27 protein-coding genes are annotated in these 24,637 nt (G+C 31.6%); 2 read left to right on the forward strand and 25 right to left on the reverse strand.

Annotated features, from left to right (window positions below):
* Positions 1-364 precede the first annotated feature (364 nt).
* Entirely contained in the window at positions 365-1,384 is a 1,020-nt protein-coding gene (locus J2Z43_RS04585) for a D-2-hydroxyacid dehydrogenase (protein WP_209456045.1), read from the forward strand.
* Between the two features lie 178 nt (positions 1,385-1,562).
* Here the strand turns inward: J2Z43_RS04585 and brnQ are convergent, their stop codons facing one another.
* The 20 genes from brnQ to aroE form a co-directional block, all read right to left on the reverse strand.
* Entirely contained in the window at positions 1,563-2,873 is a 1,311-nt protein-coding gene (brnQ, locus tag J2Z43_RS04590) for a branched-chain amino acid transport system II carrier protein (RefSeq protein ID WP_209456046.1), read from the reverse strand.
* Positions 2,874-3,243: 370 nt separating this feature from the next.
* Positions 3,244-4,143, reverse strand: coding sequence for a ribosome biogenesis GTPase YlqF (gene ylqF, locus J2Z43_RS04595; RefSeq protein WP_209456047.1), 900 nt, complete (start codon positions 4,141-4,143; stop codon positions 3,244-3,246).
* A 157-nt stretch (positions 4,144-4,300) separates the two neighbouring features.
* Positions 4,301-4,648 (reverse strand): 50S ribosomal protein L19, encoded by a 348-nt coding sequence (rplS, locus tag J2Z43_RS04600; RefSeq protein WP_209456048.1) that lies wholly within the window; start codon positions 4,646-4,648, stop codon positions 4,301-4,303.
* 190 nt (positions 4,649-4,838) lie between these two features.
* Positions 4,839-5,534, reverse strand: a complete 696-nt coding sequence (gene trmD, locus J2Z43_RS04605; protein WP_209456049.1) for a tRNA (guanosine(37)-N1)-methyltransferase TrmD — start codon at positions 5,532-5,534, stop codon at positions 4,839-4,841.
* Between the two features lie 8 nt (positions 5,535-5,542).
* A complete protein-coding gene (gene rimM, locus J2Z43_RS04610; protein WP_209456050.1) occupies positions 5,543-6,055 on the reverse strand; it encodes a ribosome maturation factor RimM in 513 nt (170 codons plus the stop codon).
* A gap of 97 nt (positions 6,056-6,152) precedes the next feature.
* Positions 6,153-6,380 carry a KH domain-containing protein gene (locus J2Z43_RS04615; RefSeq protein ID WP_027701637.1) on the reverse strand — a complete coding sequence of 76 codons (228 nt, stop codon included), beginning with the start codon at positions 6,378-6,380 and terminating at the stop codon, positions 6,153-6,155.
* A 29-nt stretch (positions 6,381-6,409) separates the two neighbouring features.
* The gene (gene rpsP, locus J2Z43_RS04620) at positions 6,410-6,673 is read right to left on the reverse strand and encodes a 30S ribosomal protein S16 (RefSeq protein WP_024620788.1); all 264 of its coding nucleotides are present in this window, start codon (positions 6,671-6,673) and stop codon (positions 6,410-6,412) included.
* A gap of 35 nt (positions 6,674-6,708) precedes the next feature.
* A complete protein-coding gene (gene ffh / locus J2Z43_RS04625; protein WP_209456051.1) occupies positions 6,709-8,061 on the reverse strand; it encodes a signal recognition particle protein in 1,353 nt (450 codons plus the stop codon).
* Complete coding sequence (gene ylxM / locus J2Z43_RS04630; protein ID WP_209456052.1) at positions 8,058-8,426, reverse strand: YlxM family DNA-binding protein; 369 nt, start codon at positions 8,424-8,426, stop codon at positions 8,058-8,060. Before ylxM ends, ffh begins: the two co-directional genes overlap by 4 nt.
* 170 nt (positions 8,427-8,596) lie before the next feature.
* Positions 8,597-9,949, reverse strand: coding sequence for a signal recognition particle-docking protein FtsY (gene ftsY / locus J2Z43_RS04635; protein WP_209456053.1), 1,353 nt, complete (start codon positions 9,947-9,949; stop codon positions 8,597-8,599).
* 63 nt (positions 9,950-10,012) lie between these two features.
* Positions 10,013-13,567: a chromosome segregation protein SMC gene (smc, locus tag J2Z43_RS04640; RefSeq protein ID WP_209456054.1), complete on the reverse strand. Its 3,555-nt coding sequence runs from the start codon at positions 13,565-13,567 to the stop codon at positions 10,013-10,015.
* A gap of 27 nt (positions 13,568-13,594) precedes the next feature.
* On the reverse strand, positions 13,595-14,668 hold the full coding sequence (locus J2Z43_RS04645) for an elongator complex protein 3 (protein ID WP_209456055.1): 1,074 nt from the start codon (positions 14,666-14,668) through the stop codon (positions 13,595-13,597).
* 38 nt (positions 14,669-14,706) lie between these two features.
* Positions 14,707-15,408 carry a ribonuclease III gene (gene rnc, locus J2Z43_RS04650; RefSeq protein WP_209456056.1) on the reverse strand — a complete coding sequence of 234 codons (702 nt, stop codon included), beginning with the start codon at positions 15,406-15,408 and terminating at the stop codon, positions 14,707-14,709.
* 150 nt (positions 15,409-15,558) lie between these two features.
* Positions 15,559-15,993 (reverse strand): CD1247 N-terminal domain-containing protein, encoded by a 435-nt coding sequence (locus J2Z43_RS04655; protein WP_209456057.1) that lies wholly within the window; start codon positions 15,991-15,993, stop codon positions 15,559-15,561.
* Positions 15,994-16,096: 103 nt separating this feature from the next.
* The gene (gene efp, locus J2Z43_RS04660; protein WP_024620780.1) at positions 16,097-16,654 is read right to left on the reverse strand and encodes an elongation factor P; all 558 of its coding nucleotides are present in this window, start codon (positions 16,652-16,654) and stop codon (positions 16,097-16,099) included.
* 227 nt (positions 16,655-16,881) lie between these two features.
* On the reverse strand, positions 16,882-17,550 hold the full coding sequence (locus tag J2Z43_RS04665) for a hypothetical protein (protein ID WP_234925967.1): 669 nt from the start codon (positions 17,548-17,550) through the stop codon (positions 16,882-16,884).
* Entirely contained in the window at positions 17,540-17,962 is a 423-nt protein-coding gene (locus J2Z43_RS04670; RefSeq protein ID WP_027701627.1) for a pilus assembly FimT family protein, read from the reverse strand. The genes J2Z43_RS04665 and J2Z43_RS04670 overlap by 11 nt, the downstream gene beginning before the upstream one ends.
* Before the next feature lie 18 nt (positions 17,963-17,980).
* Entirely contained in the window at positions 17,981-18,616 is a 636-nt protein-coding gene (locus J2Z43_RS04675; protein WP_209456058.1) for a hypothetical protein, read from the reverse strand.
* Positions 18,600-18,968 carry a type II secretion system protein gene (locus J2Z43_RS04680; RefSeq protein WP_209456059.1) on the reverse strand — a complete coding sequence of 123 codons (369 nt, stop codon included), beginning with the start codon at positions 18,966-18,968 and terminating at the stop codon, positions 18,600-18,602. The genes J2Z43_RS04675 and J2Z43_RS04680 overlap by 17 nt, the downstream gene beginning before the upstream one ends.
* Before the next feature lie 111 nt (positions 18,969-19,079).
* Positions 19,080-19,931: a shikimate dehydrogenase gene (gene aroE, locus J2Z43_RS04685; RefSeq protein ID WP_209456060.1), complete on the reverse strand. Its 852-nt coding sequence runs from the start codon at positions 19,929-19,931 to the stop codon at positions 19,080-19,082.
* Between the two features lie 328 nt (positions 19,932-20,259).
* Between aroE and sigK the strand changes: the two genes are divergently transcribed.
* Positions 20,260-20,901: an RNA polymerase sporulation sigma factor SigK gene (gene sigK, locus J2Z43_RS04690; RefSeq protein WP_209456061.1), complete on the forward strand. Its 642-nt coding sequence runs from the start codon at positions 20,260-20,262 to the stop codon at positions 20,899-20,901.
* A gap of 134 nt (positions 20,902-21,035) precedes the next feature.
* On the opposite strand, the gene J2Z43_RS04695 is transcribed toward sigK, so the two are convergent.
* The 5 genes from J2Z43_RS04695 to J2Z43_RS04715 all read right to left on the reverse strand — a co-directional run bounded on the left by J2Z43_RS04695 (position 21,036) and on the right by J2Z43_RS04715 (position 24,620).
* Positions 21,036-21,512, reverse strand: coding sequence for a hypothetical protein (locus J2Z43_RS04695; RefSeq protein ID WP_209456062.1), 477 nt, complete (start codon positions 21,510-21,512; stop codon positions 21,036-21,038).
* Entirely contained in the window at positions 21,499-22,341 is an 843-nt protein-coding gene (locus tag J2Z43_RS04700; RefSeq protein ID WP_209456063.1) for a serine hydrolase domain-containing protein, read from the reverse strand. Before J2Z43_RS04700 ends, J2Z43_RS04695 begins: the two co-directional genes overlap by 14 nt.
* A 251-nt stretch (positions 22,342-22,592) precedes the next feature.
* Complete coding sequence (locus J2Z43_RS04705; RefSeq protein ID WP_268828384.1) at positions 22,593-23,012, reverse strand: gamma-glutamylcyclotransferase family protein; 420 nt, start codon at positions 23,010-23,012, stop codon at positions 22,593-22,595.
* Between the two features lie 3 nt (positions 23,013-23,015).
* The gene (locus tag J2Z43_RS04710; RefSeq protein WP_234925968.1) at positions 23,016-23,936 is read right to left on the reverse strand and encodes a DUF979 domain-containing protein; all 921 of its coding nucleotides are present in this window, start codon (positions 23,934-23,936) and stop codon (positions 23,016-23,018) included.
* An 18-nt stretch (positions 23,937-23,954) separates the two neighbouring features.
* Positions 23,955-24,620, reverse strand: a complete 666-nt coding sequence (locus J2Z43_RS04715) for a DUF969 domain-containing protein (protein WP_209456066.1) — start codon at positions 24,618-24,620, stop codon at positions 23,955-23,957.
* Between the last annotated feature and the right edge of the window lie 17 nt (positions 24,621-24,637).

Below are 24,637 nucleotides of genomic sequence, written 5' to 3' on the forward strand. Positions count from 1 at the left end.
CTTCAGTCTTGCATTGTGCAAGTTTTTACCAACATATGGATTTTTATTTTAAATAAATACAAATATTTTGTTGAAAAATTTAACATTTATCTTGTTGTAATTTTAACAACCGCATGCTATCATGTAATCATCAAATCACATTTTTGGTTAATTTTTTATTTACCAATGTGCTATTTTTTAGCAGTGTGCATTTTTACAAATAGTGATTCTAGGTTTTGAAACTACATTTAGAATCATTATAGAAATATTAATAAATAGATAAAGCATAAATCATATATCTATATAGTTTCTATTTATAATATATTACGTTTATATTTTTAATTGTATGATCGCTTGTCTATCAAAACAATAAGGGGGCTTTAATATGAAAATATTGATGTTTAGTACACGTGAACATGAATTACCAGCAATATCAAAGTGGGTTGAGGAAAATGGAAGTAATATTCAAGTTGATACAATTGCTGAAGGTTTATCTGCTGCAACTGTAGATAAAGCTAAAGGGTATGATGGAATTGCAATCCAACAAACTAATCCGATCAGCGAAGTAGAAGTTTACGAGAAGTTAAAAGAATTTGGAATAAAACAAATTGCTTCAAGAACAGCTGGTGTTGATATGATCGATTTAGATCAGGCTATAAAAAACGGTCTTATAATTACAAATGTTCCAGCTTATTCTCCAAACTCTGTTGCAGAGTTAGCTGTAACTCAAACAATGAATCTTCTTAGAAATATGCATCTAATAAATAGAAATGTATCTGCTGGTGACTTTAGATGGTCAGCTAACCTAATAGCTAGAGAGATAAGATCAATAACTGTGGGTGTAGTTGGTACTGGTAAAATAGGTTCTACTGCTGCTAAATTATTTAAAGGCTTAGGAGCTAATGTAATAGCTTATGATGCTTACGAAAACGATTCTTTAAAAGATATTTTAACTTATAAAAATACTTTAGAAGAGGTTCTTAAAGAAGCAGATGTAATTTCTCTTCATACACCACTTACTGAAGATACAAAACACATGATAAATAAAGACAATCTAAAACTTATGAAAAAGGGCTCATTTATAGTAAATGCAGGACGTGGTGGAATTATCAATACTGATGATTTAATCGACGCCCTGGAAAACGGTATCATATGTGGTGCGGCCCTAGATACATTTGAGACTGAGGGAGCTTTCTTAAACCAAATAATCCCTCACCACGATCTTACTGATCCACAAATAAAGAAATTGCTTAGTATGGAAAATGTATTATTTACTCACCATATCGGTTATTTCACTACAACAGCAGTTGATAATATCGTTAGCATAAGTTTAGGCTGTGTTAAAGACGTATTGACTACTAATGATAGTGCTAATAACGTATTGCCAAAAATGGCTGTTAATTAATTTATTAATTTAATACCAATTAAGGCTACCTTATATTACCGAGTAATTAAAGGTAGCCTATTATATTTAGGTTTTTTATTAGTTTATAAATTAAAAAGATGATTTCTGATTTGAGAAATCATCTTTTATTTATTAAGACTTAATCACTAATTTTTAAACTATTAAACATCTATAAATTTTATGCTTCTTCTATTACATATTCTCTTTGTTGGCTCTTAGACGGTACAAAGTTTCCTATTATACCAGCTATAATAACCGGTACAACCCAGTTAAATCCAAGAGATTCAAATGGTAAAACTTTTAATATCGGTATACTCACTCCATAAGTAGTCAATACAGTCGCTATACTTACTACAAGAGACATGTAAACTGAGAATTTAAATACATTATCATTTTTAATTTTTTCAGTAAAGAATGCTAATATTATAAGTACTATTGAAGGTGGGTAAACTACACTAAGTACTGGAGAAGCCAATTTTATAATATTTCCAACACCCATAGATGCAACTACTGCACTGAATATACAAACAGCTAAAACTACTTTTTCGTAAGTAACTTTTCCATTTGTAAGCTTTGCAAAGTATTGCCCTGTCGCTGAAGTCAAACCTATTGATGTGGTTAAACAAGCTAGTGCAACTGCAATTGCAAGTATTGATTTACCTACACTTCCAAGCAGTTGGAAAGTTATATTAACTATAACTTGAGTTTGAACTGCATTTACATCATTCATAGTTGATACTGTCGCACCTAAGAAACAAAGACCTCCATAGACTAGAGCTAGACCAACGCATGCAACTATGCCTGATACAAGTATTGCTTTCAATTTAACTTTTGACCCTTTATATCCTTTTTCGTTTAAAGATACTATAAGTACAGATGCTAGAGCTATGGCTGCAAACGCATCCATAGTCTGGTAACCTTGACCTATACCTTCTGCAAATACACCATCTATCATCGGCTTATCTACAATTGGCCCTATTGGATCAACTATACCTTTAATTATGATTACTGTAAGTGCTATAAATAATGCTGGTGTTAAGTACTGACCAACTATATCAACAACTTTTGATGGCTTTATCGTAAGTATATAAGTTAGAATAAAGAATACTATACAAAACGCTAATACTGGTATAGAGTTTCCAAATAGTGGAGTTATACCCATTTCAAACGTTGTTGCTCCAGTTCTCGGAATAGCCAAAAAAGGCCCTATACATAGGATATCTGCACACGCTATAACTATACCTAGTTTTCTACCACATCTTTCGAACATTTTGTTAACATCACCGTTAAATCTTGTTGTAGCCATTACAGCCAATAAAGCTAGCCCTGCGTCTGCTAGTGTAAATCCTATAAATCCTGTCAACCATTCTGGTCCTGTTATAATTCCTAGATACGGTGGAAATATTAAGTTACCTGCTCCAAAGAACATTGCAAATAAAGCAAATCCGAAAACTATTACGTCTTTTCCCCTTACACTGGTCGTTTCCATTGTAAACCTCCTAATTTTTTTGTACTTAAGTTGCCTTAAGTAAGTTTTATAATTATAAATGCGTTCATTAAGAAATAGTTAATTTTGTTAATTGAATAAATTTAGTTTTAATTAGTTAACGTTTTCTTAACATTTCAAGATTATTATATAGTTTTGAAATTCAAGTGTCAAGAAGGTTTTGAATTGTTAAAAAATTCCCAATAGCATTTTAAGTATGAAAATTATCTTTTTAAATTTTTTTTATAGTTTTTTTATTTTTAATAATATAATTAATTAAAAAAAATAGAAGTTAAGACAAAATCACCTTAACTTCTACACTATACTGCTCGTTTTAAATTGCTATATATTTTTTTAATTTTTTATATACTTTTTACACATTTTTAATATCGGTTACATCTTCAAGAGTTATTTTCCCTATTTTTCCCTCTCTAAATTCATTTAAAACTGTAGTCGCTATTCTCGTGTAATCCAGCTCATTTTTTCCAGCTCTAAATCCTCTTTTTATACCTATCATATCCATAGTCTCTATAGGTGTTTCACCTAATGAATCTAATTTATATCTTTCTTTAAGCTTTTCAGGCTCTATTAACATAAGTTTTTCAATTAGTCTAAGTGCTAAAGTTTCCACATCTAACACTTCATCTTTTATAGCTCTACTAAAAGCAAGATTAAGAGCCACTTCTTGATCTTCAAATTTTGGCCACAAGATACCTGGTGTATCTAGAAGTTCTAAGTTTCCTTTTAACCTCACCCATTGCTTCCCTTTTGTAACTCCAGGCTTGTCTCCTGTCTGAGTGCTCCTTCTTCCAGTTAACTTATTTATTAACGACGATTTTCCAACATTAGGAACCCCTACTATCATAAGCCTAACAGCACGTTCTTTTCTTCCTTTTTCTATAAGGTGATCCATTTTTTCCTTATTCGCCTTTTTGCACTCGTCTATTATTTTATTTACTCCAATCCCCTTCATAGCGTCTACTGGAATAGCCTTTATACCTAATTTATCATAGTACTTAATCCATCTATCTGTCTTCTCTCTATCTGCCATATCTATCTTGTTTAAAACAACTACTCTTGGTTTATTCCCTACTAATTCATCAATTTCTGGATTTTTACTACTAAACGGTATTCTCGAATCCAAAAGCTCTACAACTACATCAACAAGTTTTAAGTTGTTTTGAACCAATTCCTTAGTCTTTTTCATATGTCCAGGATACCAGTTTATATGCAGGTTGTCGTCCAATAAATACTCATCGAAATCTTTAGACATCTTACTACCTCCTCGTAAGTTTAGAAGCGTTAAATACTCCTATTTATATAAATAATATCTATGCTATATATTTTATTAATTAAACATTACTCTATCAATTAAAACAGAAAAGGGACTGAAAACTCAGTCCCCCCTATTTAAAGTAAAGCCTCTAAAATTATCTTCTTGCTTCTTTTATCTTAGCAGCTTTACCTACTCTACCTCTTAAGTAATGTAGTTTAGCTCTTCTAACTTTACCTTTTCTAGTTACTTCTATCTTCTCTAGTTTTGGAGAGTGAACTGGGAAAGTTCTTTCTACACCTATACCGAAAGATATTTTTCTAACTGTGAAAGTCTCTCTTGCTCCTCCACCTTGTCTCTTTAAAACTACACCTTCGAATACCTGAACTCTTTCTCTTTTACCTTCTATGATTCTTACGTGTACTTTTACAGTGTCCCCAGGTCCAAAGTTAGGGATATCACTTTTTAACTGTTCTTGCTCTAATGATTTTAATAATTCGTTCATCTTTCTTCCTCCTGATATCATAGACGTTCTTAACTACTTGACCATTGTAAACAGAGGAACGCCCGTATTTTCAACATTTTATATTATACTATATAAAGTACCTCTTTACAAGCTTTTTGCGATAATAATAGTCTTTATTAGAAATATTTGCATTTAAAAACAATTTATATAAAATTTATATTTATAGATTCTATCGTTTTAAAGACTTCTTGTACAAGTCTTCTCTTCTCTCTTTGGTTATCTTTATAGACTCGCTATTTCTCCACTTATCTATATTTTTATGATTTCCTGAAAGCAACACATCTGGAACTTTTAAACCTTTAAACTCCCTCGGTCTTGTATAATGTGGATATTCAAGTAGATCATCTTTAAAAGATTCTTCCTCAAAAGATTCATTTTGGTTTAAAACTCCAGGAATAAGTCTAGATATTGCATCGATCATTATAAGCGCTGGCAACTCTCCTCCAGTCAGTACATAATCGCCAATCGATATCTCATCTGTAACTATTAAATCGATTATCCTTTGATCTACACCCTCGTAGTGACCACATAACAGTATTACATCCTCATCTGTTGATAGTTCTTCTGCTATAGGTTGTTTAAATACTCTTCCCTTAGGAGTTAGATATATAACTTTTGGATCTGTTATATCAAATTCATCTATTATATGTCTGTAAGTATCGTATATAGGCTGTGGAGTCATAACCATACCGGCTCCACCTCCAAACGGATAGTCATCTACCTTCTTGTGCTTATTTTCGGAATAATCTCTTATATTGTACACATGTACTTCTATAATTTCTTTTTCAACGGCCCTCTTCATTATGCTTTCATTCATATAAGAAGTAAATATATCTGGAAAGAGCGTCATTATATGAAATCTCATATTATCACCTAGTCTATCATTCCCTTTATTGGGTCTATGATCATTTTTCTTTCTGCCATATTTATTTCTGGAACAAACTTTAATATGGCAGGTATCAAATACTCCTTACCATCGCCTTCTATAACGTAAACATCGTTCGCTGAGTACTGAAGAACTTCTCTAAGTACTCCTAAACGATCTCCATCAACAGTAAAAGCATCTATTCCTATCATATCTGCTATAAAAAATTCATCTTCGTCTAGCTCTCTAGTGCTTTCTCTTCCTACACAGATGAATTTATTTCTAAGTCTCTCTGCATCTTCAATCGAATCTATGGCCTTTATCTTCATTATGACCATTTTTCCTTTATATCTTACTTTCTCTACTTCCCATTCTTTTTGTAGATCTTTATCTAAATAAAATTTATCTAAGTCGTCAAATCTATTTATATCGTCGGTAAGTGGATATATCTTTACTTCTCCCTTTAGTCCTTGAGTATTTACTATCTGTCCAATCTTAAAGTGAGCCAATTTCTCATCCATATTTTCACCTTCTTTAATTAATATGTATAGTTATATAAATATTATACTATTATATACTATAAACAAAAAGGATTAGGTGAATACCTAACCCCCGTCTCTATATTATCTCAAGAGTAACCTTGATTTTTTCTTTGTTTGCTACCGATCTCACAACAGTTCTTATAGCTTTTGCTATTCTACCTTGCTTTCCGATAACTTTACCCATATCGTCATCTGCGACTGTAAGCTTCAAGATAGTAACACCTTTGTCTTCAGTTACATTAACGACAACTTCATCGGGCTTGTCAACTAGAGCTTTAGCTATATCTTCAACTAACTCCCTCATATCATACATCTCCTAATAAAAATATTTTATTATTTAGAAGCTTCGAATTTCTCCATTACTCCATTTTTAGCAAGTAAGTTTTTAACTGCTTCTGTTGGTTGAGCACCATTCTTTAACCACGCTACAGCTTTTTCATCGTTTATTTTCACTTGTTTTGGTTCAGAAACTGGATTGTAGTATCCTATTTCCTCTATGAATTTTCCATCTCTTGGTGATCTAGAATCTGCTACTACTATTCTGTAGAAAGGTTTTTTGTTTGCACCCATTCTTTTTAATCTTATTTTAACTGCCATTTACAGCACCTCCAAAAATTGTTATTTTTTATTATTTATTTGAAAAAAGGTAAACCTCCCAGGCCGCCTCTTTTTTTCATGCCTTTTTGTGCTCCTGTAAACATCTTCATCATCTTTTTCATTTCATTGAATTGCTTTATAAGCCTGTTTACATCTTGAACACTAGTTCCACTACCTCTTGCTATACGCTTCTTTCTCGATGCGTTTAGCACTGCTGGGTTTCTTCTCTCATAAACTGTCATCGCTTGAACTATAGCTTTAGTTCTCTTCATTTCTTTGCCGTTGACATCTACGTCTCCAAGTTGGTCTTTAACATTTCCCATACCTGGCACCATACCCAATATTTTATCTAATGGACCCATATTTTGAATTTGTTCCATTTGCTCTAGGAAGTCTTCAAAATCCAAATCTTGTTTCTTTATTTTTTGCTCTAATTCTTTTGCTTTTTCAAGATCTATTGACTCCTGTGCCTTTTCTATAAGGCTAAGTACATCGCCCATTCCAAGAATTCTTGAAGCCATTCTATCTGGATGGAAAGGTTCTAAATCTTCAAGCTTCTCGCCCATACCTATAAATTTGATCGGCTTTTGTGTTACAGCTTTTATTGAAAGAGCTGCTCCACCTCTAGTGTCACCATCAAGTTTAGTAAGTACTACTCCATCGATTCCAAGTGTCTCGTTGAAGCTTTCAGCGACATTTACAGCATCTTGTCCAGTCATTGAGTCAACTACAAGAAGTATTTCATGTGGTTTGACCTCAGTCTTTATCGACTGTAACTCCTCCATAAGAACTTCATCTATATGAAGACGTCCTGCTGTATCTATTATAACTATGTCATTACCATTTTTAGTAGCATGGTTAAATCCTGCCTTTGCTATGTCAAGAGGCTTTTCTTTATCTCCCATGCTGAACACTGGGATATCCAGTTTTTCACCTACTACCTGTAATTGTTTTATAGCCGCTGGTCTGTATACGTCACAGGCAACTAATAGAGGTTTTTTACCTTGTTTCTTAAAGTATCCCCCTAATTTACCAGATGTAGTCGTCTTACCAGCACCTTGCAAACCAACCATCATTATTACTGTAGGCGGTTTTGAAGATATACTTATTTTGCTTTGAACATCGCCCATAAGCTCAGTAAGCTCTTCATTAACTATTTTTATTATATGTTGACCTGGAGTTAAGCTCTGCATAACTTCTTGACCAACACATCTCTCTTGCACTTTTCTAACAAAGTCTTTAACAACTTTAAAGTTAACATCGGCTTCAAGTAATGCCAGTTTAACTTCTCTCATTGCATCCTTTATATCGCTTTCAGTAAGTTTTCCTTTTGATTTTAGCTTACTAAATGCTCCTTGCAGTTTATCAGATAAACCTTCAAATATCATTTTATCATCCCCCTACATATATCTTCTATACTTTCCAACTTAGGGATTAAATCATCACAGTCTTGTTTGCTTTTTAAACTTTCTTTTAAATTGACAAGTTCTTCATGTATCAATTTTATGCTTTGTTCGTGTTCTTGAAGTTTAGAAACTAATTGAAGTTTATCTTCATAGTCTCTAAGTATCTTTTCTGATCTTTTAAGCGTATCGTACACACTCTGTCTTGAAACACCTAAATTCTCACTTATCTCTCCAAGTGAGTAGTCTTCTTCGTAGTATAAACTAACTATTTCACTCTGTTTCTTCGTTAGCAACTCTCTATACTGTTCAAATAATAAACCTACTTCAACCATTTTTTCGATATTCATATCAAACACTTCCAAACATCATACTGTAAAGTTCTTTTACTTTACACATTGTATTTTAACTTATAAATTTTACATTGTCAACAATTAATTTCACTCTATTAGCTATTAATTATCTCAACATACTATTGAAATCAAAATATACCTTAACTATAGCATTATCCTATTGTATATTAATTTCCAAATAGAGCTTCTGAGAACAGTTTAGCATCAAAGTCTTGAAGATCTTCCGCTTTTTCTCCTACACCTATAAGTCTAACAGGTACATCCACTTCAGACTTAACTGCAATCACTACTCCACCTTTTGCAGTACCGTCTAATTTGGTAAGAACTATACCAGTTATATCTGCCACTTCTTTAAATGTCTTTGCCTGTGAAACAGCATTTTGTCCTGTTGTAGCATCTACTACTAGAAGTACTTCTCTCTTAGCCTCTGGGAATTCTCTATCTACTATCTTAAATATTTTACCAAGCTCATTCATAAGATTTGTTTTGTTATGAAGTCTCCCTGCAGTATCACATATAAGAACATCTACGCCTCTAGCTCTTGCAGCCTTAACTGCATCAAATACTACAGCTCCGGGATCTGCTCCTTCATTATGCTTAATTATATCGACATTTGCTCTCTTAGCCCATATATCCAACTGCTCAGTAGCTGCTGCTCTAAACGTATCCGCTGCAGCAAGTAAAACTTTTTTTCCTTCTTTTTTATATCTAGTTGCAAGTTTTCCTATTGTAGTTGTTTTTCCAACTCCATTAACTCCTACCATAAGTATTATACACGGAGATGGATTTATATCTAATTTAGTATTTTCTTCTGATAGAATCTCTTCTACTATACTTTTCAGCTCTATCCTAACATCCATTGGATCTGTGATACCTTTTTCTTTGATTCTACTTCTAAGAGAATCAATTATACCCATTGTAGTATTTACTCCTACATCAGATGTTATAAGAATTTCCTCTAGATCTTCAAGCAACTCTTCATCTACTTTTGTGTAAGACTTAAGTATAGTATCTATTTTATAAGTTATTCCCTGTTTTGCTTTCGTAAGGCCCTGTTTAAGCCTTTCAAACATATTAAGGTTTTCTTCTGCAGAATCCTCTCCTTGAACTTCTTCTTGAACTTCTTCTTGAATTGAATCTAATTCTTCTTGAAGAACTTCACTGTCTACTTCTTCTGATTCTGCGACTTCTGCTCCCTTTACAAAATCTACACTTTCATCAGTTTTTTCAAATTCTTCAACTTCTTCTGATACTTCAACTTCTTTCACTTCTTTATTATCTTTTTCTTTAACATCATTATTTGTATCATTAATATCTGTATCTTTAATGTCCGTTTCTTTAATGTAGCCTTCTTTTAATGTAACTTCTTCAATAGCTTCCTGAGACTGTTGTGATTCACTAATTTCTTCAGATTTATTAACTTCCTGAGATTCATCTGCTTCTTGTGAAACTTGTTCTATATCTTTAACTTCATCTTGATTAGCTTCTTGTTTCTTCGATTTAAAAAACTTTTTGAACACTTATCTTCCTCCTGATTAAGCAATTTATTTAATTTAAGTAAATTTCCACTTCTTCATTATGACTTACATAGCATTTGATATCTTCTCAGCTTCACTAAGTTTTAGACCAATAATCTTTGATATAGCTTTTTCCTGCATCGTAACTCCATATATAAAATCTGAAGCCTGCATAGTACCCCTTCTATGAGTTACAGCTATAAATTGTGTATCCTCTGATAAATCCTTTAGAAACTCTCCAAATCTATAGATATTAGCATCATCAAGTGGTGCTTCTATCTCATCCAGTATACAAAACGGTGTCGGTTTAGTCATAAGTATTGCAAATAATATACTTATCGCTGTAAGTGCCTTTTCTCCACCAGATAATAGGTTTAAATTTTTCATTTTCTTTCCAGGCGGTTGTGAAACTATACTTATATCGCTCTCCAAAATATTTTCTTTATCTTCAAGTATAAGTTCTCCATGTCCACCCCCAAATAATCTGTCGTGTACATACTTGTACTTTTCATTAATTTTGTCAAACTGAACTTCGAATTCATCCTTCATATTTTTTTCAAGCGAATTTATTATTTCCTCTATACTTTTTATTGAATCCTCGAGGTCTTTCTTTTGAACACTATAGAAATCATATCTTTCTTTTATCTCTTCATACTCTTTGATAGAATCCAAGTTAATATTTCCAAGTTCTTTTATTTCTCTTTTAAGGCTATATATAACTTTTTTATCTACATTCAATTCTTCATCTTTAAGTTCATTTGCCAATATATAGGTAAGGCCGTAAAGTTCATTAAGTTTATTAAGACAAAATTCATGGTTAGCTCTTACTCTGTCAAGTTTAGAATCAACTTTAAATAAACTCTCTTTGAAATGTATATACTGTCTATCGATGATTTTGACTTTTTTATTAGCCTCTTCAAACTTTTCTTTTATACTTACCTTTGAAATGCGCTTATTATCTAAACTATTTTCGCTTTCTGTTAGCTGTTCTTCTAAATTATTTTTTTCATCGATTTCTAGTTTTGATTGTTCAGATAGCTCTCTAATTTCTTCTTTCAACTTATCTACAGATACTTCTAGAACTTCTTTTTTAGATTCAAGTTCTGAGCATTCAGTTTTAATTCTCTCTATATCTTTAGCTATTGTTTCAGATGTCTGACTGTACTTAACAAGATCTAGTTTGAGTTTATCAAAGCTGATCTTATCCCCTTCAAATACATCATTTTGATTTTTAAGCAACTCAGTATTTTTTTCTATATTCAGCTTGTTTTTCGAATGTTTTTCATCCAATGCCTTAATATCATTATTTATTAAGTCTATTCTTTCCATTGTATACGCTAGATTTTCAGAGATACCTGCTTTTTCTTTTACTAATTTTCCATGGCTAATTTCAAAAGTTTCTATATCGTTCTTTAAGTTGCTATTTTGTAGATTTAATTCAAAAATTTGTTTCTCAGAATCCTTAATTTTCGCTTCTAATACTGTAAGATTTTGTTCTTTATCAGTTATTTCTTTAGCTATATATCTATGCTCTTCTTGAGTTGTAGCTATCTCTTTATCTAGTTTCTTTATGCTCTCTTTATATTCGCTTATTATTCTTTTTCTAGAAAGTATATTTCCATTTGTCTTCAAACTACCACCTGTCAGAGATCCTCCTATATTTAGAACTTCTCCATCAAGTGTTACTACTTTAAACTTATGCCCAGTTTCATTTGCAAACCCAATTGCAGTGTCCATATTTTTTACAATTACAGTTCTACCCAAAACACTTTCTAAAATATTTTTATATTTTACATCGTATGAAACCAGCTCACTTGCAATTCCTATAGCCTTATTTTTAGTATTTACAGCCTTTAGGTTTATTGGATTTCCTTTTATTATACTTATAGGTAAAAATGTAACTCTCCCTAGATTGTTTTTCTTAAGGTAGTTTATTGCATTTTTTGCACTTACTTCATCTTTTGTAATTATATTTTGCAGATAACCACCAAGTGCTGATTCTATCGCTTTTTCGTATTCTCTAGGCACTCCAATAAGCTGACCAAGCGCTCCATGAATTCCATCAAGACCTTTATTTTTTAAAACTTCCTTTACGCCTCTATTAAATCCCTCATAGTGATTTTCCATTTCATTGTAAATGTTTATTTTAGATTTATAGTCGTTTAAAGTATAATTATTTTTTTGTATTTTACCTTCCAATTCAAGTGCAAAGTTTTTTAGATTTCTTACTTCATTTAGCTCAGAATCTCTACTTCCAATTAACTTATTAAATGCAGTCTTACTGTTTTCCACGCTTGACAGACTTTCTTCAAGTTCCTTATTTTTCCCTTTTACTTTAAACAGAATTTCATCGAGTTCAACTTCAATATCTGTTGATCTTGAAAGCATATTTTCCTTATTTGCTGTCATCGCAGATAGCCTATTACTAAGTTCCTGCTTCATATTAAGAATGTCTATTATGCCTTCCTTTAAGTTTTCAATTTCTTCTGTTAGACCTTGTATTGAAGACTTCTTATCTGAATTGTTTGCTTCTCGTTCTTCTATTTCAGATTTTAGCTTCTCAACTAATTGATTATTTTCTTCTTGGCTTCTTTCAAGATTTATCAAGTTGCCTTTATACACCTTAAGTTTTTCATCAGCTTCAGAAGATTCTTTTTGTTTTGCGTTAATCTCTCTCTTAAAGTTTTTAATTCTTTCATTTATAAGGTTGATTTGCATATCTCTTTCTGATATAACTTCCTTTATAGAATTAATATACTCTACAGCCTTTTCTATTGATTCATCTAAAACTTTTGACTCTCTATCTAGTTCAGCTGCCTCATTTTCTACAGTTTCTTTTTCCTTTTCTCTCTCTTTGAGATTTGCTTCTATCATATTGCTGTGTTCAACAAGCTCAGCGATCTCTTTGTCCAAATTCTCAATATCTCTTAAAAAGCTATTTACTTCAAGTTTTTTTAACCTCTCTGTAAATTCCTTATACTGTTTAGCCTTTAACTGTTGATTGTATAGAGGTTTTATTTGTTTTTCTATTTCTATGTATATATCTTGTATTCTCTCAAGATTTTCTTTCGTATTTAGTAGGTTCTTTTCTGCTTCATTCTTTTTATATCTGTATTTAGATATACCACAAGCTTCATCGAATATCTTTCTTCTATTTTGAGGGTTGTTGCTAATTATTTCATCAACTTTACCCTGCTCTACAATAGAATATCCATCTTTTCCTATTCCTGTATCTAAAAGAAGCTCTTTTATGTCTTTCAACCTGCAAACTTTGTTATTTAAATAGAATTCACTTTCGCCATTTCTATATGCTCTTCTTTTTATTGTAACCTCACTAAAATCAATATTCATTTCATTGTCTGAGTTGTCAATAGTTAGCTCAACTTCACAATAATTCATAGCCTTTTTTGTTTCAGTACCAATAAATATAACATCTTCTAGCTTATCGCCTCTAAGGCTCTTTATACTCTGTTCTCCCAAAACCCATCTTACTGCATCCGATATATTACTTTTTCCACTACCATTAGGACCTACTATAGATGTAACTCCTTTGTTGAAAAAAATATCAGTTTTCGTTGGGAATGATTTAAATCCCTTTAATTCTAATCTCTTTAAGTACAATGTCTTTCTCCTTAATCAATTATTTCTCTAAAGATTATAAACACTAAACAATTTAGAGTAAATATCGCTCATACTTATTTCCAGTATATTTCTTTGATCTATCAAAATGTGTAGTTGATCTTCATCTATATTTGTCTCTTCTATCTTTAATTTAAGTCCAAATTTTTTCATAATATAATTTTTATTTGACTTTTTATTGCCTACAAGTTTTGATATATTCTTTTTGTTGGCCCTAATTACTAACTCTTTATCAAACTTGTAATTGCTTATTACTTCATTCTCTATGTAGTCTTTTATCATTTCTGACTCCACAAGCTCTCTAAAAGCTGGATGGTACGGTCCATCTATTACCGCCTCTCCCATCTGAATGTCATCTGTCGCTTGAAGCCCAACCCTTATCACATTAATATTATTTATATAGTAAAGCACCAGCAATTTTTTAACTATACTTATACTTTTCTCCAAAGTAAAAGGAGTGTACTTTCCTTCTGAAAGCAATTTTTCAAGCCCTGTTTCCTGAACAACTAGTGTAGGATAAATTCTTACACAACTAGGATTCATTTTTATAAATTCTTTTGCAGTGTAGAGACACTTCTCTTCAGTATCTGTAGGAAGACCAAGCATCATCTGTAATCCAAGCTCAAATCCAGCGTCTTTTATCAATCTTGCACTTTCATAGACTATTTCGCTTTTATGTCCCCTTATACTCTCGTCCAGTACATCTTCGTCAAGTGACTGCACTCCAAGCTCTATAATTCTGACTCCATACTCTTTTAACATACTTAAAATTTGCTCATCTATACAATCAGGCCTTGTCGATAATCTAATATAATCGACATCCCCGCTATCTATATAACTTTTAGCTACTGCCAATAATTTTCTTTGTATATCTATATCTATGGCAGTAAAACTTCCTCCAAAAAACGCAATTTCTATATTTGAATCTCTATCTATATACTCAAGACATTCTTCAATTACTGATTTAGCCGTTTCTTCTGTTACATTGGTACTCACTCCTGTTATCTTTTTCTGGTTGCAAAAAATACAGTCGTGAGGACATCCTTCGTGAGGTACAAATATAGGAATTATTTTTTTCTTCATTATTATCATCCTCTGTAATTCATAAATTAGTTGTATAACTATCGGATCTTTTTAAGTCCCGCTCTAGCAGCCAATTGTTCAGCTTCTTTTTTACTTTTGCCTTCTCCCACACCTAAAACATCATCATTTATACCAACTTCCATGACAAATCTCTTATTATGGTCTGGCCCTTTTTCTTCTATCAGATTGTACCAAATATTGTTTTCTCCTCGACTTTGAAGTAATTCTTGTAGGTGAGTTTTATAATCTCTAAATATATTTCCTTTTCTAGTATCTTGGATTATATCCCCCATAAATTTAAGGATAAAATCTCTAGCACACTCAAATCCTCCATCTAGGTATATTGCAGCTATTACGGCTTCAGTGGCATCTGCCAGAATAGAAATTCTCTGTCTTCCTCCTGTCGCCTCTTCACCTTTTCCAAGTAACATATAATCACCTAAATTTATATTTGTAGCAACTTCATTTAGTGATTCTTCACAAACTATATTTGCTCTAAGTTTTGTAAGTTCACCTTCTGGTAAATTTTGCTCTGATCTGAATAAATAGTCACTTACTACAACACCTAATACAGAATCTCCTAGAAACTCAAACCTCTCATTGAAGTTAAATCTCTTATTCTCATTAGAATATGAACTATGAGTAAGCGCTTCAAGGATGTAATCTTTATTTTTAAAGTCGTAACCTATAACTTTTTCAAAACATTGTATATTTTCTATTAATTTTCTATTAATTTTCATAATTCACCTCCAAAACATACTTATATACTGTATATTTTACTATTTTTCGCTAACTATTGCAAAAACTAAATATAATATTCATAAAAGCAAAGCTGCCTATGAAACACATAATATTGAGTCTCATAGGCAGTTTTGAATTTTACAAATCTATTACTCTTCGTCGCTTGTGCAATTACCACAACCACAAACTTCTTCATCGTCTTCAGAAGATAATATCACTGCATCACACTCTGGGCACACTATATCAACATCTTCATCGTATAGTAAGTCTTCGTCTATATCTACTAATTCTCCACAGTTAGGGCACTCCATCTCGATGAAATCTAAATCGTCATAATCTTCATCATCTTCATCTTCGAATATCTCCTCTAAACTATCTTCAACATCAGCTAGATCTTCATCTATCGAATCAACATAATCGTTTAAATCATCTTGATCTTCTGATAAGACTACTATAGAATCAGCAAAAACTTCTAATACATCAACTATCTTATGTATCATTTTTCCTTCTTTACTTTCTTTGTCGATATCCATTCCTTCTGCTAATCCCTTTAAATAAGCAACTTCTTCATATAAATGTTTCATATAGTCTCCTCACTTTCATATTTAATATATAATTTAAGCCTATACATCTTATATTATATTATTAAGACATATAAGCTTTTATATACCTATTTAATAAATCTTTTTATACTCTTGATAAGTAATCACCTGTTCTAGTATCTATTTTAACCTTGTCACCAACGTTTATAAATAATGGAACTTGTACAACTGCTCCTGTTTCTACAGTAGCTGCTTTGGTAACATTACTTGCAGTATCACCTTTTATACCAGGCTCAGTTTCAACAATTTCTAATTCTGCAAAGTTTGGAGCCTCTACTTGGAAAGGTTGACCTTGGTAGAATCTTATTGTAGCTACTTCATTTTCTTTTAAGTATTTAACAGCTTCTTCTACTTGGCTATAGTCCAAAGGAATTTGCTCATAAGTCTCTTCATCCATGAAGTAATATAATTCTCCATCGTTATATAAATACTGCATTTGTCTTGTATCAATTATAGCTTTTGGGAACTTTTCACTTGGGTTGAAAGTTTCTTCTCTTGTAGCCCCAGTTTTTAAGTTTTTGTATTTTGTTCTAACAAAAGCCGCTCCCTTACCTGGTTTAACATGTTGGAAGTCTACAACTAGACATGGTTGTCCGTCTTTTTCAAATGTTATACCTTTTCTAAAATCTCCTGCTGATACCATATGTTTATTCCTCCATCTAAAATCTTATAATTACGGTAGCATTAACCATACTTTATTTAAATCATATCCTATAAATTCTTAAAGTACATGATTACAAATTTTTCTAGTATTATCATATCACAAAATACACACATATAACAAGGATTTGACACAGCTTATAGCTTTATTTTTTAATATTAAATACGATTTAGTGTATTTTGCATAATATATGCTATATATTTTGCCTTTTACTCAAAATTCAACATATTTATATCAAATTCTGTTGTATATTTTTGCGAGTTTTTAGATAGTTTTAAAAGAACTTTAATATACCTACCGTCTACTGAGTTTTGTATAAACATATTATCTACATAGTCGCCAATTTCATACCCACCAGGTTGGCTAGATCCGTTTTTCATTGAAGTTACGAATACTTTATCTCTATTTTCATTTAAATAAATTTCTTTATCATCTATATTATTGTCTTCAGATGAATATTTTAGCTTAATTGAGCTAGTATCTACAAATAAATCTTTGCCAATTTCTCCATTTTTTATATATTCTACTTCTTCACTGTTTCCAACTCCAGATTCCTCAACATTTCTTCCTTTAGAACCTTCGCTATTTGTTCTAGGAACTATACTTATAATTCCCTTGCTATTTGAAATTATACTTTCAATATGCTTTGTCATCTCAACAGCTTGTTGTTGAAGTTCAAGAGAATCGTTCATTTTATTTTTTAAATTTAAACTAATACTTAGAAGTGAGTAAAGAGTAAAAGATATAACTACAACTACAGACAATGAGACTACACCTTCAATTAACAAATATCCATTAGAATTATGAGTGTTAAAAGCATTTGAATTTCGTTTCATAAGTTTCATATGCACCTTATGAAACGTATCTTTAACTTTCATACTTATCTTCCTTAAGAAGAATTCTTCCACTTACAGGCGTTATAGTAATGTACCTACAGTATTTCTTCTTATACACCTCAATAGTAGATCCCTTTTCTGCGGGAGATCCATCAATTTTAAATTTTATAGTACTTAAACTATGGTCTATCTTTGCATCTTGTGGTAAAAGGTTGGTCTTTATATCTTCCCCATCCTTTCTTAAAATATATCCTTCTACACGCTCTTTTTTAGTGTAGTATATGTAAGTATTATAGTTTCCAAGCATATTTTCTCGCCTCACAAACCTAATATCCGAACAAAACTGCCTTGAGAATAAGTTAATCGCCCTATTATCTACACTCCCTTTTGGAATACACAAAGTTGATATTAAAATAATTACGCTTATTGTTACAACAAGTTCAACTACGGTCACATTCCTTCTCTTTTCAAATTAAAGCCCCCTGTAATTATAGAATCTAAGAAAGTCACACTCGTCGAAGTCATTGTTTTCTTTTGTATCATTTTCTCTTGAATTGTTTTCTTCTGTATTATTTTCTTGTTTCACATAGTTTTCAGTTTGGCTTACTTCACTATTATCAGGTTCTAGATTTATAGTGTCATCCTCTATTCTATATGGATTTTTAATCGCTACATCGACATTTACTGTTTTATAATAATTTCCGTCCTTTGATGTGCTTACAATCCCAAATGCCAAATATCCATTTTCTTCAGTAACTCTATTATCCCTTACTTTAAGAGTTACATTTTCTAATCCGCTACTGCTTATGTTCTTTATATCATTAATAAAACTTTCCATGTTATTTCCTAAGAAATACTCATTAAACCCGCTTTCATTAGAAGTTGTATCTATAGCTTTTCTTATATTTCTTAATATATTGCTCTTTGCTATTTCCGATCCACTCAGTGAACCTTCCTTTAGAAGATTATCTTTATATTCCAAACTAAATATTTTGCTATTTGTAAATATCCAACTAATACTAACAATACTTATTGTACTTATTATAGAGAATACCAAAAGCGAAACAATCAATACCGACCCTTTACTGTTTCTATTGTTTCGTAACATAGCTAACCAACTCCATAGTTCTCTTATCTCCTACAACTTTCACACTTACTTTGTAGTTTTTATAAAAATTATCATTTGGTATAACTGTACTTGAAACTTCGTATTCTCCAATTCCTTTGCTTTCTATATCTAAAGCTTTTATTTCTATTACTTCATTTTCTGTATTCTTTATCTTGTATTTTTGATATACTAGGTGAGATTTCGCCAAGTTTAACATCGTTCTATTCTTTTCATTGTTTACAATATGCCTATAGCTATTCTGAAGAGCTGTAGATACCAAATAGACTGATATAGTCAGTATCGAAAGGCTTACTACACACTCTATAACGATAAAACCCTTGTTTTTTCTCAATAGATTCTCCTCTCAAAAATCCAAATTTCACTCAATTTACTCATTATTCTCCAACGTACAGCATTATATAGTATTTTAAAGCTACTGCATCAATATGTTATTTTTAAAATACTACATTGATTTTTCATAAAGCTCTTTTATTTTTTCTTTATCTTCCAAAGATGGTTTGATTCCAGTCCATATATAAAACGCCGCCAAACCTTGGTTTACAAGCATATCAATTCCGTGCATTGTGTCCAAACTTTGACTCTTCGCCCACTTTATAAGACTTGTATTATGAGGATTGTACACTATATCACATACAAGAATATCTTTATCTATATATATATTCTCATCAATTGGGCAGTCTTTGCTTTTCATGCCTATTGGGGTTGTGTTAATAAGTATATCTATACTTTGAAGATCCTCCTTAGAAACCTGTTTACTACTACAGCTAGATTTAGTTTCAAAGTTTGAATTTATTATTTCTACAATACTATTTGCATTTTCTAAACTTCTATTTCTTATCTCAATAGTCTCTGCACCTTCAATTGCAAGTTCTATAGATACGCTTCTACAAGCCCCGCCTGCACCCAGTATAAGTATTTTCTTTCCTTTTACAGTACATCCTTTATCGTATATAGACTGAACGAACCCTACTCCATCAGTATTGTATCCTGTCAAAACACCTCCCTCATTTTTAACAGTATTAACTGCCCCTACTAGCTCAGACTTTTTATCTAAAAAATCTAAACATTTCATAATGTCTACCTTATGTGGAATCGTAACATTTAACCCAATTATACCTAAAACCTTTATAGCCTCTACAGCGGTTTTTATATTTTCTTTACTCACATCAAAACATTCATATAAAATATTTTGTTGATATTTTTCGTAAAGGTAGTTGTGTATAACTGGAGAAAAACTGTGATCCACTGGGTGTCCAAAAAGACATGTAGTTTTTGTTTTTGCATTTATTTCCATAACTTGTTCTCCTTTATTTTATTGACATTGATATGTACAATTATACCTATTTGTGATTCCAAATATATCTTATATAATTTCAAATTTTATTGTATTTATTCAAATATATCCTTAATATTACCCGAATAGTTATTATTCGTAAATATAACCAAGTTTATTTTATATGCTCTCCCCTTAATAAATCATTAACTTCACCATGCAAATTATAAACAACAATTAAATATATTTATTAAGTCCGTATTATTACTCTTTTATTTTAGCTATATCAGTCAACTTGGATAAGTCCTCTTCATATAATTTAAGGTGACCGTATAAAGGGGGTGACTTATTGACTACTGCTAAATCGTTTGAAAAACCACTAACCCCTGAAGAGGAAATCAAATATTTAACTGAGTTTAAAATAGAGGAAGACAGAAATGCTAAAGATATTTTAATAGAGAGAAACATGAGATTAGTGGCCTATATAGCAAAAAAGTACAACAATGCCGCAGAAGATCAAGATGATTTAATATCAATAGGCACTATAGGGCTTATAAAGGCCATTGACACTTTCAAAATCGACAAAGGTACTAGACTAGCTACATATGCATCTAGATGTATCGAAAATGAGATCTTGATGCATATAAGGACAAATAAAAAGAATAAGGTCCAGGTGTCACTTCAAGACCCTATAGGAACAGACAGAGAAGGTAATGAAATTAATTTACTTGATATCCTAGGAACAGATATCGACTACGTGATCGATGAGGTTCAATTAAAAGTAGAAGTTGGTAAACTATACAAACAATTGAACGATATACTCACTCCTAGAGAAAGAGAAATTGTGCAATTGAGATATGGACTCACACCCCTTGGATATAAAACTCAAAGAGAGATAGCACAAAAATTAGACATATCTAGATCTTATGTATCTAGGATAGAGAAGAAAGCGTTAAATAAACTTCAGAAAGAAATGAGTAAAGAATCTTAAGCAGATTTTAGTCTTAATCAGTTTACCTATTCTTTAAGCTCTAAATCCCCCTATATAGTCCCATCTAGAATACGTATAGTTCTAGATGGGACTATTCCAATTTAATTACTTATCTTTATATTAAAAATTAGATTTTATTTGTAATTATATTTTTCGGGTATAATTGCAAATGTAGTACGTTTCTTTCCTTTAATTTGTTTTACTAAACCAACTCTCCATGCAATAAATAACAAAATTAATACAAAAGATATAGCCGTTATTATCATAAAGATCATATCAAAAATATATATTATATCGTGCTTGTATAAGGTTGTATCTTTATCATTTAAAATATTTAAAACATTCTCTCCTATATATTGAACATCACTAGCTGAATTCATATTTGCAAGTACACAAACAGCTCTTTTAGTTTCACTATCTATAATCATGGTAGAAGAATAATTAGAAGTTCCACCTGTATGATAAATAGTATTTTCATTATCTTTTATAAACCAACCAGCAGCGTAATGATTCCCTTCTACTGATGTTACAGATAAATCAGGAACATGTGATTTTTGTAAAACATTAGAAACATTATTTTTAGTTTCATTTTTAGTTTCATCTGAACGCATATGTAGCATAAGGCCAGCTACTCAAATCTCTAATATCAGAGATAATATAACCTGCGGGGATTTTCCCAGTTATTATTTCGTTATCAAGTTGCTTCGCTTTTAAAAATGATAATTTATAGCCAGTAGACATATTTTTTGAGCTATATGCCTTTTCTGGATTAATATATGTATCTCTGAGTCCATGTGGTAAAAGTACATTATGTTTCATAAAATCTTCATAAGACTCTCCAGAAGCTGACTCTACTATTAAACCTAATATATTGTAATTAATATTTGAGTAAGTATACTTTGTTCCAGGATAAAAGGATAATTCAGATCTGCTTAAATTTTTAATAGTATCTTTTAAACTAATATTGGTATCTGGTAATTCGTAATCACCTTTATTATTTGTAAATCCACTCCTCTGATAAAGTAAATCCGAAATTTTTAACTCTACGTTTTTATTGTTATATTGTACTTTAAACCAAGGAATATACTTACTTACATTGTCATTTAAGGACAATTCCCCTTCCTCTTCAAGCGATAGTATAGCTAATGCTGTATATGATTTCGATAATGAACCAATTTGAAAAAGAGTTTTTTCAGAAACATCTGTTTTCTTTTTAAGATCTGAATACCCATACGATTGATATTTTTTATTATTTTCATCTATTATGGCTATAGAAACCCCTGGAATCTTAGACTTTTGCATTACTCCGTTTATTAGCTCTTCAATTTTCTTATCTTTACTGTCAGTATTACCGCCTTCAGAAAACAAGGTTGTACCAAATAACGTTGTGACTATCAAAACTAATAACAGTAAAGATATTTTAATTTTCTTTTTTTTCAATATAAAATCACCCAATCCCCTTAACATTTTATTGTAATTTCCATTATTTGACTTTTATTATAACATGATTTAAAATTGGAAGATTCATTTATAAGTATTTCTAATCTAATTCTAATAAAGAACTTATTTGCAATTCATTTGCACTCAAAAACTTATTTGCTTATTTTTAATTCACTAAAAAGCCCCTTATCTGCTTAATTTAATTAAACAGATAAGGAGCTGTGATCTAAAAATATAAATTTTAATTTTAATTAAATAGCCTTTTTAAAGCTATCCCAATCTCCATCCTCAATGTAAATGGAATCGTGAGCTTCAAGATAGTCATTATTTACAAATATGTACATATCCAGCATCTCGCTAGTACCATCTTCATAAAAAACTTCCTTCTTTCTTCTCTCGTACATAACAGAGGAATTGTTTCCAAAATACTTCTCAAGCACATCTACAGAGTTAAGTATTGTACCTTTGTCGTCATCTATACCCTCCAATACCTGACCATAGACTCTTTCGTTTCCTTCTACTATGGCCGGGCACTCTTCTTCAGGTAAATGATACATCTTCCCATGTACATATGCACTTTTTATTGAATTAATATGTCCGTCTAAATATTTGTCGTAGTTACGATAACCCTTCATAAGGGTTCCGTAAACAAAGATCTTAAAAGCTTTCATTAATTAACCCATTACTATCATTAAAACTATTTGCGCTGCTAACATTACAAGAGCAATTGGTAATTGCTTCTTTATAACTCCGTATTTATCATTCATCTCCAATATAGCGACGGGAACTATGTTGAAGTTTGCTGCCATCGGAGTCAGTAATGTTCCACAGTATCCACTTGTTAAACCTATTATACCTATTACGTTTGGATCCATACCAAACTTAAGTATAAATGGTATACCTATACCTACAGTTATTACTGAGAATGCCGCAAATGCGTTTCCCATGATCATTGTAAATAGAGCCATTGCAACTGCATATATGATTATTGCTATTGTTACATTTCCCTCTGGAACAAAATTGCCTACAATTCCTGCTATAACTTCACCAACTCCAGCTACAGCAAATATAGCTCCTAATGAAGCTAGTAACTGTGGCAGTATTGCAAGCGGTCCAACTGATTCTAAAAGTTTTTTACCTTCAGATGGTATAGCACTTACTTTGTCTTTTGCCATTATAAGTATCATTATCGCAGAAACTAGTATACCAAATCCTAATCCAACTAACGCTCCAAGGTTTGGAAGTGCAATACCAAATACTAAAGCTAGTATTCCCATTGATAGAGCTGGAATAAATATCTTGTTCCCTAATTTATCTGCCATTTTTCTTTTAAAATCTTCTGATATTTCTTTATTTACACCTATAGATACTTTGTTTAATATAGGTGGTAAAGTCATTATTACTACAAGTATTCCTGATGCTATTGGAGGAATAAAATTACCTAATCCTAATACTGCTGCAAGCGCTAGCCAGAATATAGCTGTACCTGCTCTATTTTTTTGTTCTTTATCATTTAGGGCTCTAAGTCCTATATATGCAGACATAAGAGCACATGCAATATATATAATTTCCATTAGAATATCTTTTGTTTCCATATCCATCACTCCTGTCTGTTATTTTTTGTATTTCTTCATGATCTTTCTATCTGTCATCATAAAGAAGAATGCTGAAACTATAACTGCTATTATAAATACTGGTACTTCTGCTCTAACTGCCGCAACTGGATCTATAGTATAGCCAACTGGGTCTAGCGTACTCTTAACAAGAAGTATTCCTGATCCTGCAATAAATAGAACCTGACCAAAGAACCAGCTCACGTTCTCCGCAGCACTGTTCATACCTTTGATCTCATCAAGATCTTTAGGATCAAGCTTTTTACCGTATTTTTCAACAGAAGCCTCTGACATCGGTGATATAACTGGTCTTATAAATCCTGCAACTCCACCAAAACTTACGTTGAATGCCGCTAGGAAACCTCTTATAATTGTGTATCCTATAGCTAATATACCAGGTGTAGCTTTGCTCATCTTCTTAACTAGATCCCCAGCAACTTGCTTCAGTCCGTTTTTCTCGAGCACTCCAACAACAGGCAATGTGATAATAAATATAGCCATATATCTATTTGCAACATATGTCTCCCCTAATGTTGTAAGTATATCTGTTATTGACATTCCTCCAACTAAGCCAGTAACTATACCGGCTGCCATTACAATAGCTATTGAATTAAACTTTAAAGCAAATCCAACAACTATAATCAAAATTCCGATTAATTTAATCATTTATTTTCCTCCTCAAT

Origin of the sequence: Metaclostridioides mangenotii, assembly GCF_017873185.1 — a bacterium.
In the GTDB taxonomy this organism is placed as follows: Bacteria; Bacillota; Clostridia; order Peptostreptococcales; family Peptostreptococcaceae; genus Metaclostridioides; species Metaclostridioides mangenotii.

Bases quoted from the DNA above. Each gene is read 5' to 3' on its own strand.
- ffh (WP_209456051.1), bottom strand. From the start codon at position 8,061: ATGATATTTGAAGGTTTATCTGATAAACTGCAAGGAGCATTTAGTAAG.
- J2Z43_RS04675 (WP_209456058.1), bottom strand. From the start codon at position 18,616: ATGTTACGAAACAATAGAAACAGTAAAGGGTCGGTATTGATTGTTTCG.
- rimM (WP_209456050.1), bottom strand. From the start codon at position 6,055: ATGGATGAGAAATTGGCTCACTTTAAGATTGGACAGATAGTAAATACT.
- J2Z43_RS04645 (WP_209456055.1), bottom strand. From the start codon at position 14,668: ATGAAGAAAAAAATAATTCCTATATTTGTACCTCACGAAGGATGTCCT.
- J2Z43_RS04585 (WP_209456045.1), top strand. From the start codon at position 365: ATGAAAATATTGATGTTTAGTACACGTGAACATGAATTACCAGCAATA.
- J2Z43_RS04695 (WP_209456062.1), bottom strand. From the start codon at position 21,512: ATGCGTTCAGATGAAACTAAAAATGAAACTAAAAATAATGTTTCTAAT.
- ylxM (WP_209456052.1), bottom strand. From the start codon at position 8,426: ATGAATATCGAAAAAATGGTTGAAGTAGGTTTATTATTTGAACAGTAT.
- aroE (WP_209456060.1), bottom strand. From the start codon at position 19,931: ATGGAAATAAATGCAAAAACAAAAACTACATGTCTTTTTGGACACCCA.
- efp (WP_024620780.1), bottom strand. From the start codon at position 16,654: ATGGTATCAGCAGGAGATTTTAGAAAAGGTATAACATTTGAAAAAGAC.
- rplS (WP_209456048.1), bottom strand. From the start codon at position 4,648: ATGAACGAATTATTAAAATCATTAGAGCAAGAACAGTTAAAAAGTGAT.
- rpsP (WP_024620788.1), bottom strand. From the start codon at position 6,673: ATGGCAGTTAAAATAAGATTAAAAAGAATGGGTGCAAACAAAAAACCT.
- J2Z43_RS04615 (WP_027701637.1), bottom strand. From the start codon at position 6,380: ATGAGGGAGTTAGTTGAAGATATAGCTAAAGCTCTAGTTGACAAGCCC.
- rnc (WP_209456056.1), bottom strand. From the start codon at position 15,408: ATGAAAATTAATAGAAAATTAATAGAAAATATACAATGTTTTGAAAAA.
- J2Z43_RS04710 (WP_234925968.1), bottom strand. From the start codon at position 23,936: ATGGAAACAAAAGATATTCTAATGGAAATTATATATATTGCATGTGCT.
- trmD (WP_209456049.1), bottom strand. From the start codon at position 5,534: ATGAGATTTCATATAATGACGCTCTTTCCAGATATATTTACTTCTTAT.
- J2Z43_RS04655 (WP_209456057.1), bottom strand. From the start codon at position 15,993: ATGAAACATTTATATGAAGAAGTTGCTTATTTAAAGGGATTAGCAGAA.
- J2Z43_RS04665 (WP_234925967.1), bottom strand. From the start codon at position 17,550: ATGAAAGTTAAAGATACGTTTCATAAGGTGCATATGAAACTTATGAAA.
- J2Z43_RS04715 (WP_209456066.1), bottom strand. From the start codon at position 24,620: ATGATTAAATTAATCGGAATTTTGATTATAGTTGTTGGATTTGCTTTA.
- ylqF (WP_209456047.1), bottom strand. From the start codon at position 4,143: ATGTCTAAAGATTTCGATGAGTATTTATTGGACGACAACCTGCATATA.
- brnQ (WP_209456046.1), bottom strand. From the start codon at position 2,873: ATGGAAACGACCAGTGTAAGGGGAAAAGACGTAATAGTTTTCGGATTT.
- J2Z43_RS04705 (WP_268828384.1), bottom strand. From the start codon at position 23,012: ATGAAAGCTTTTAAGATCTTTGTTTACGGAACCCTTATGAAGGGTTAT.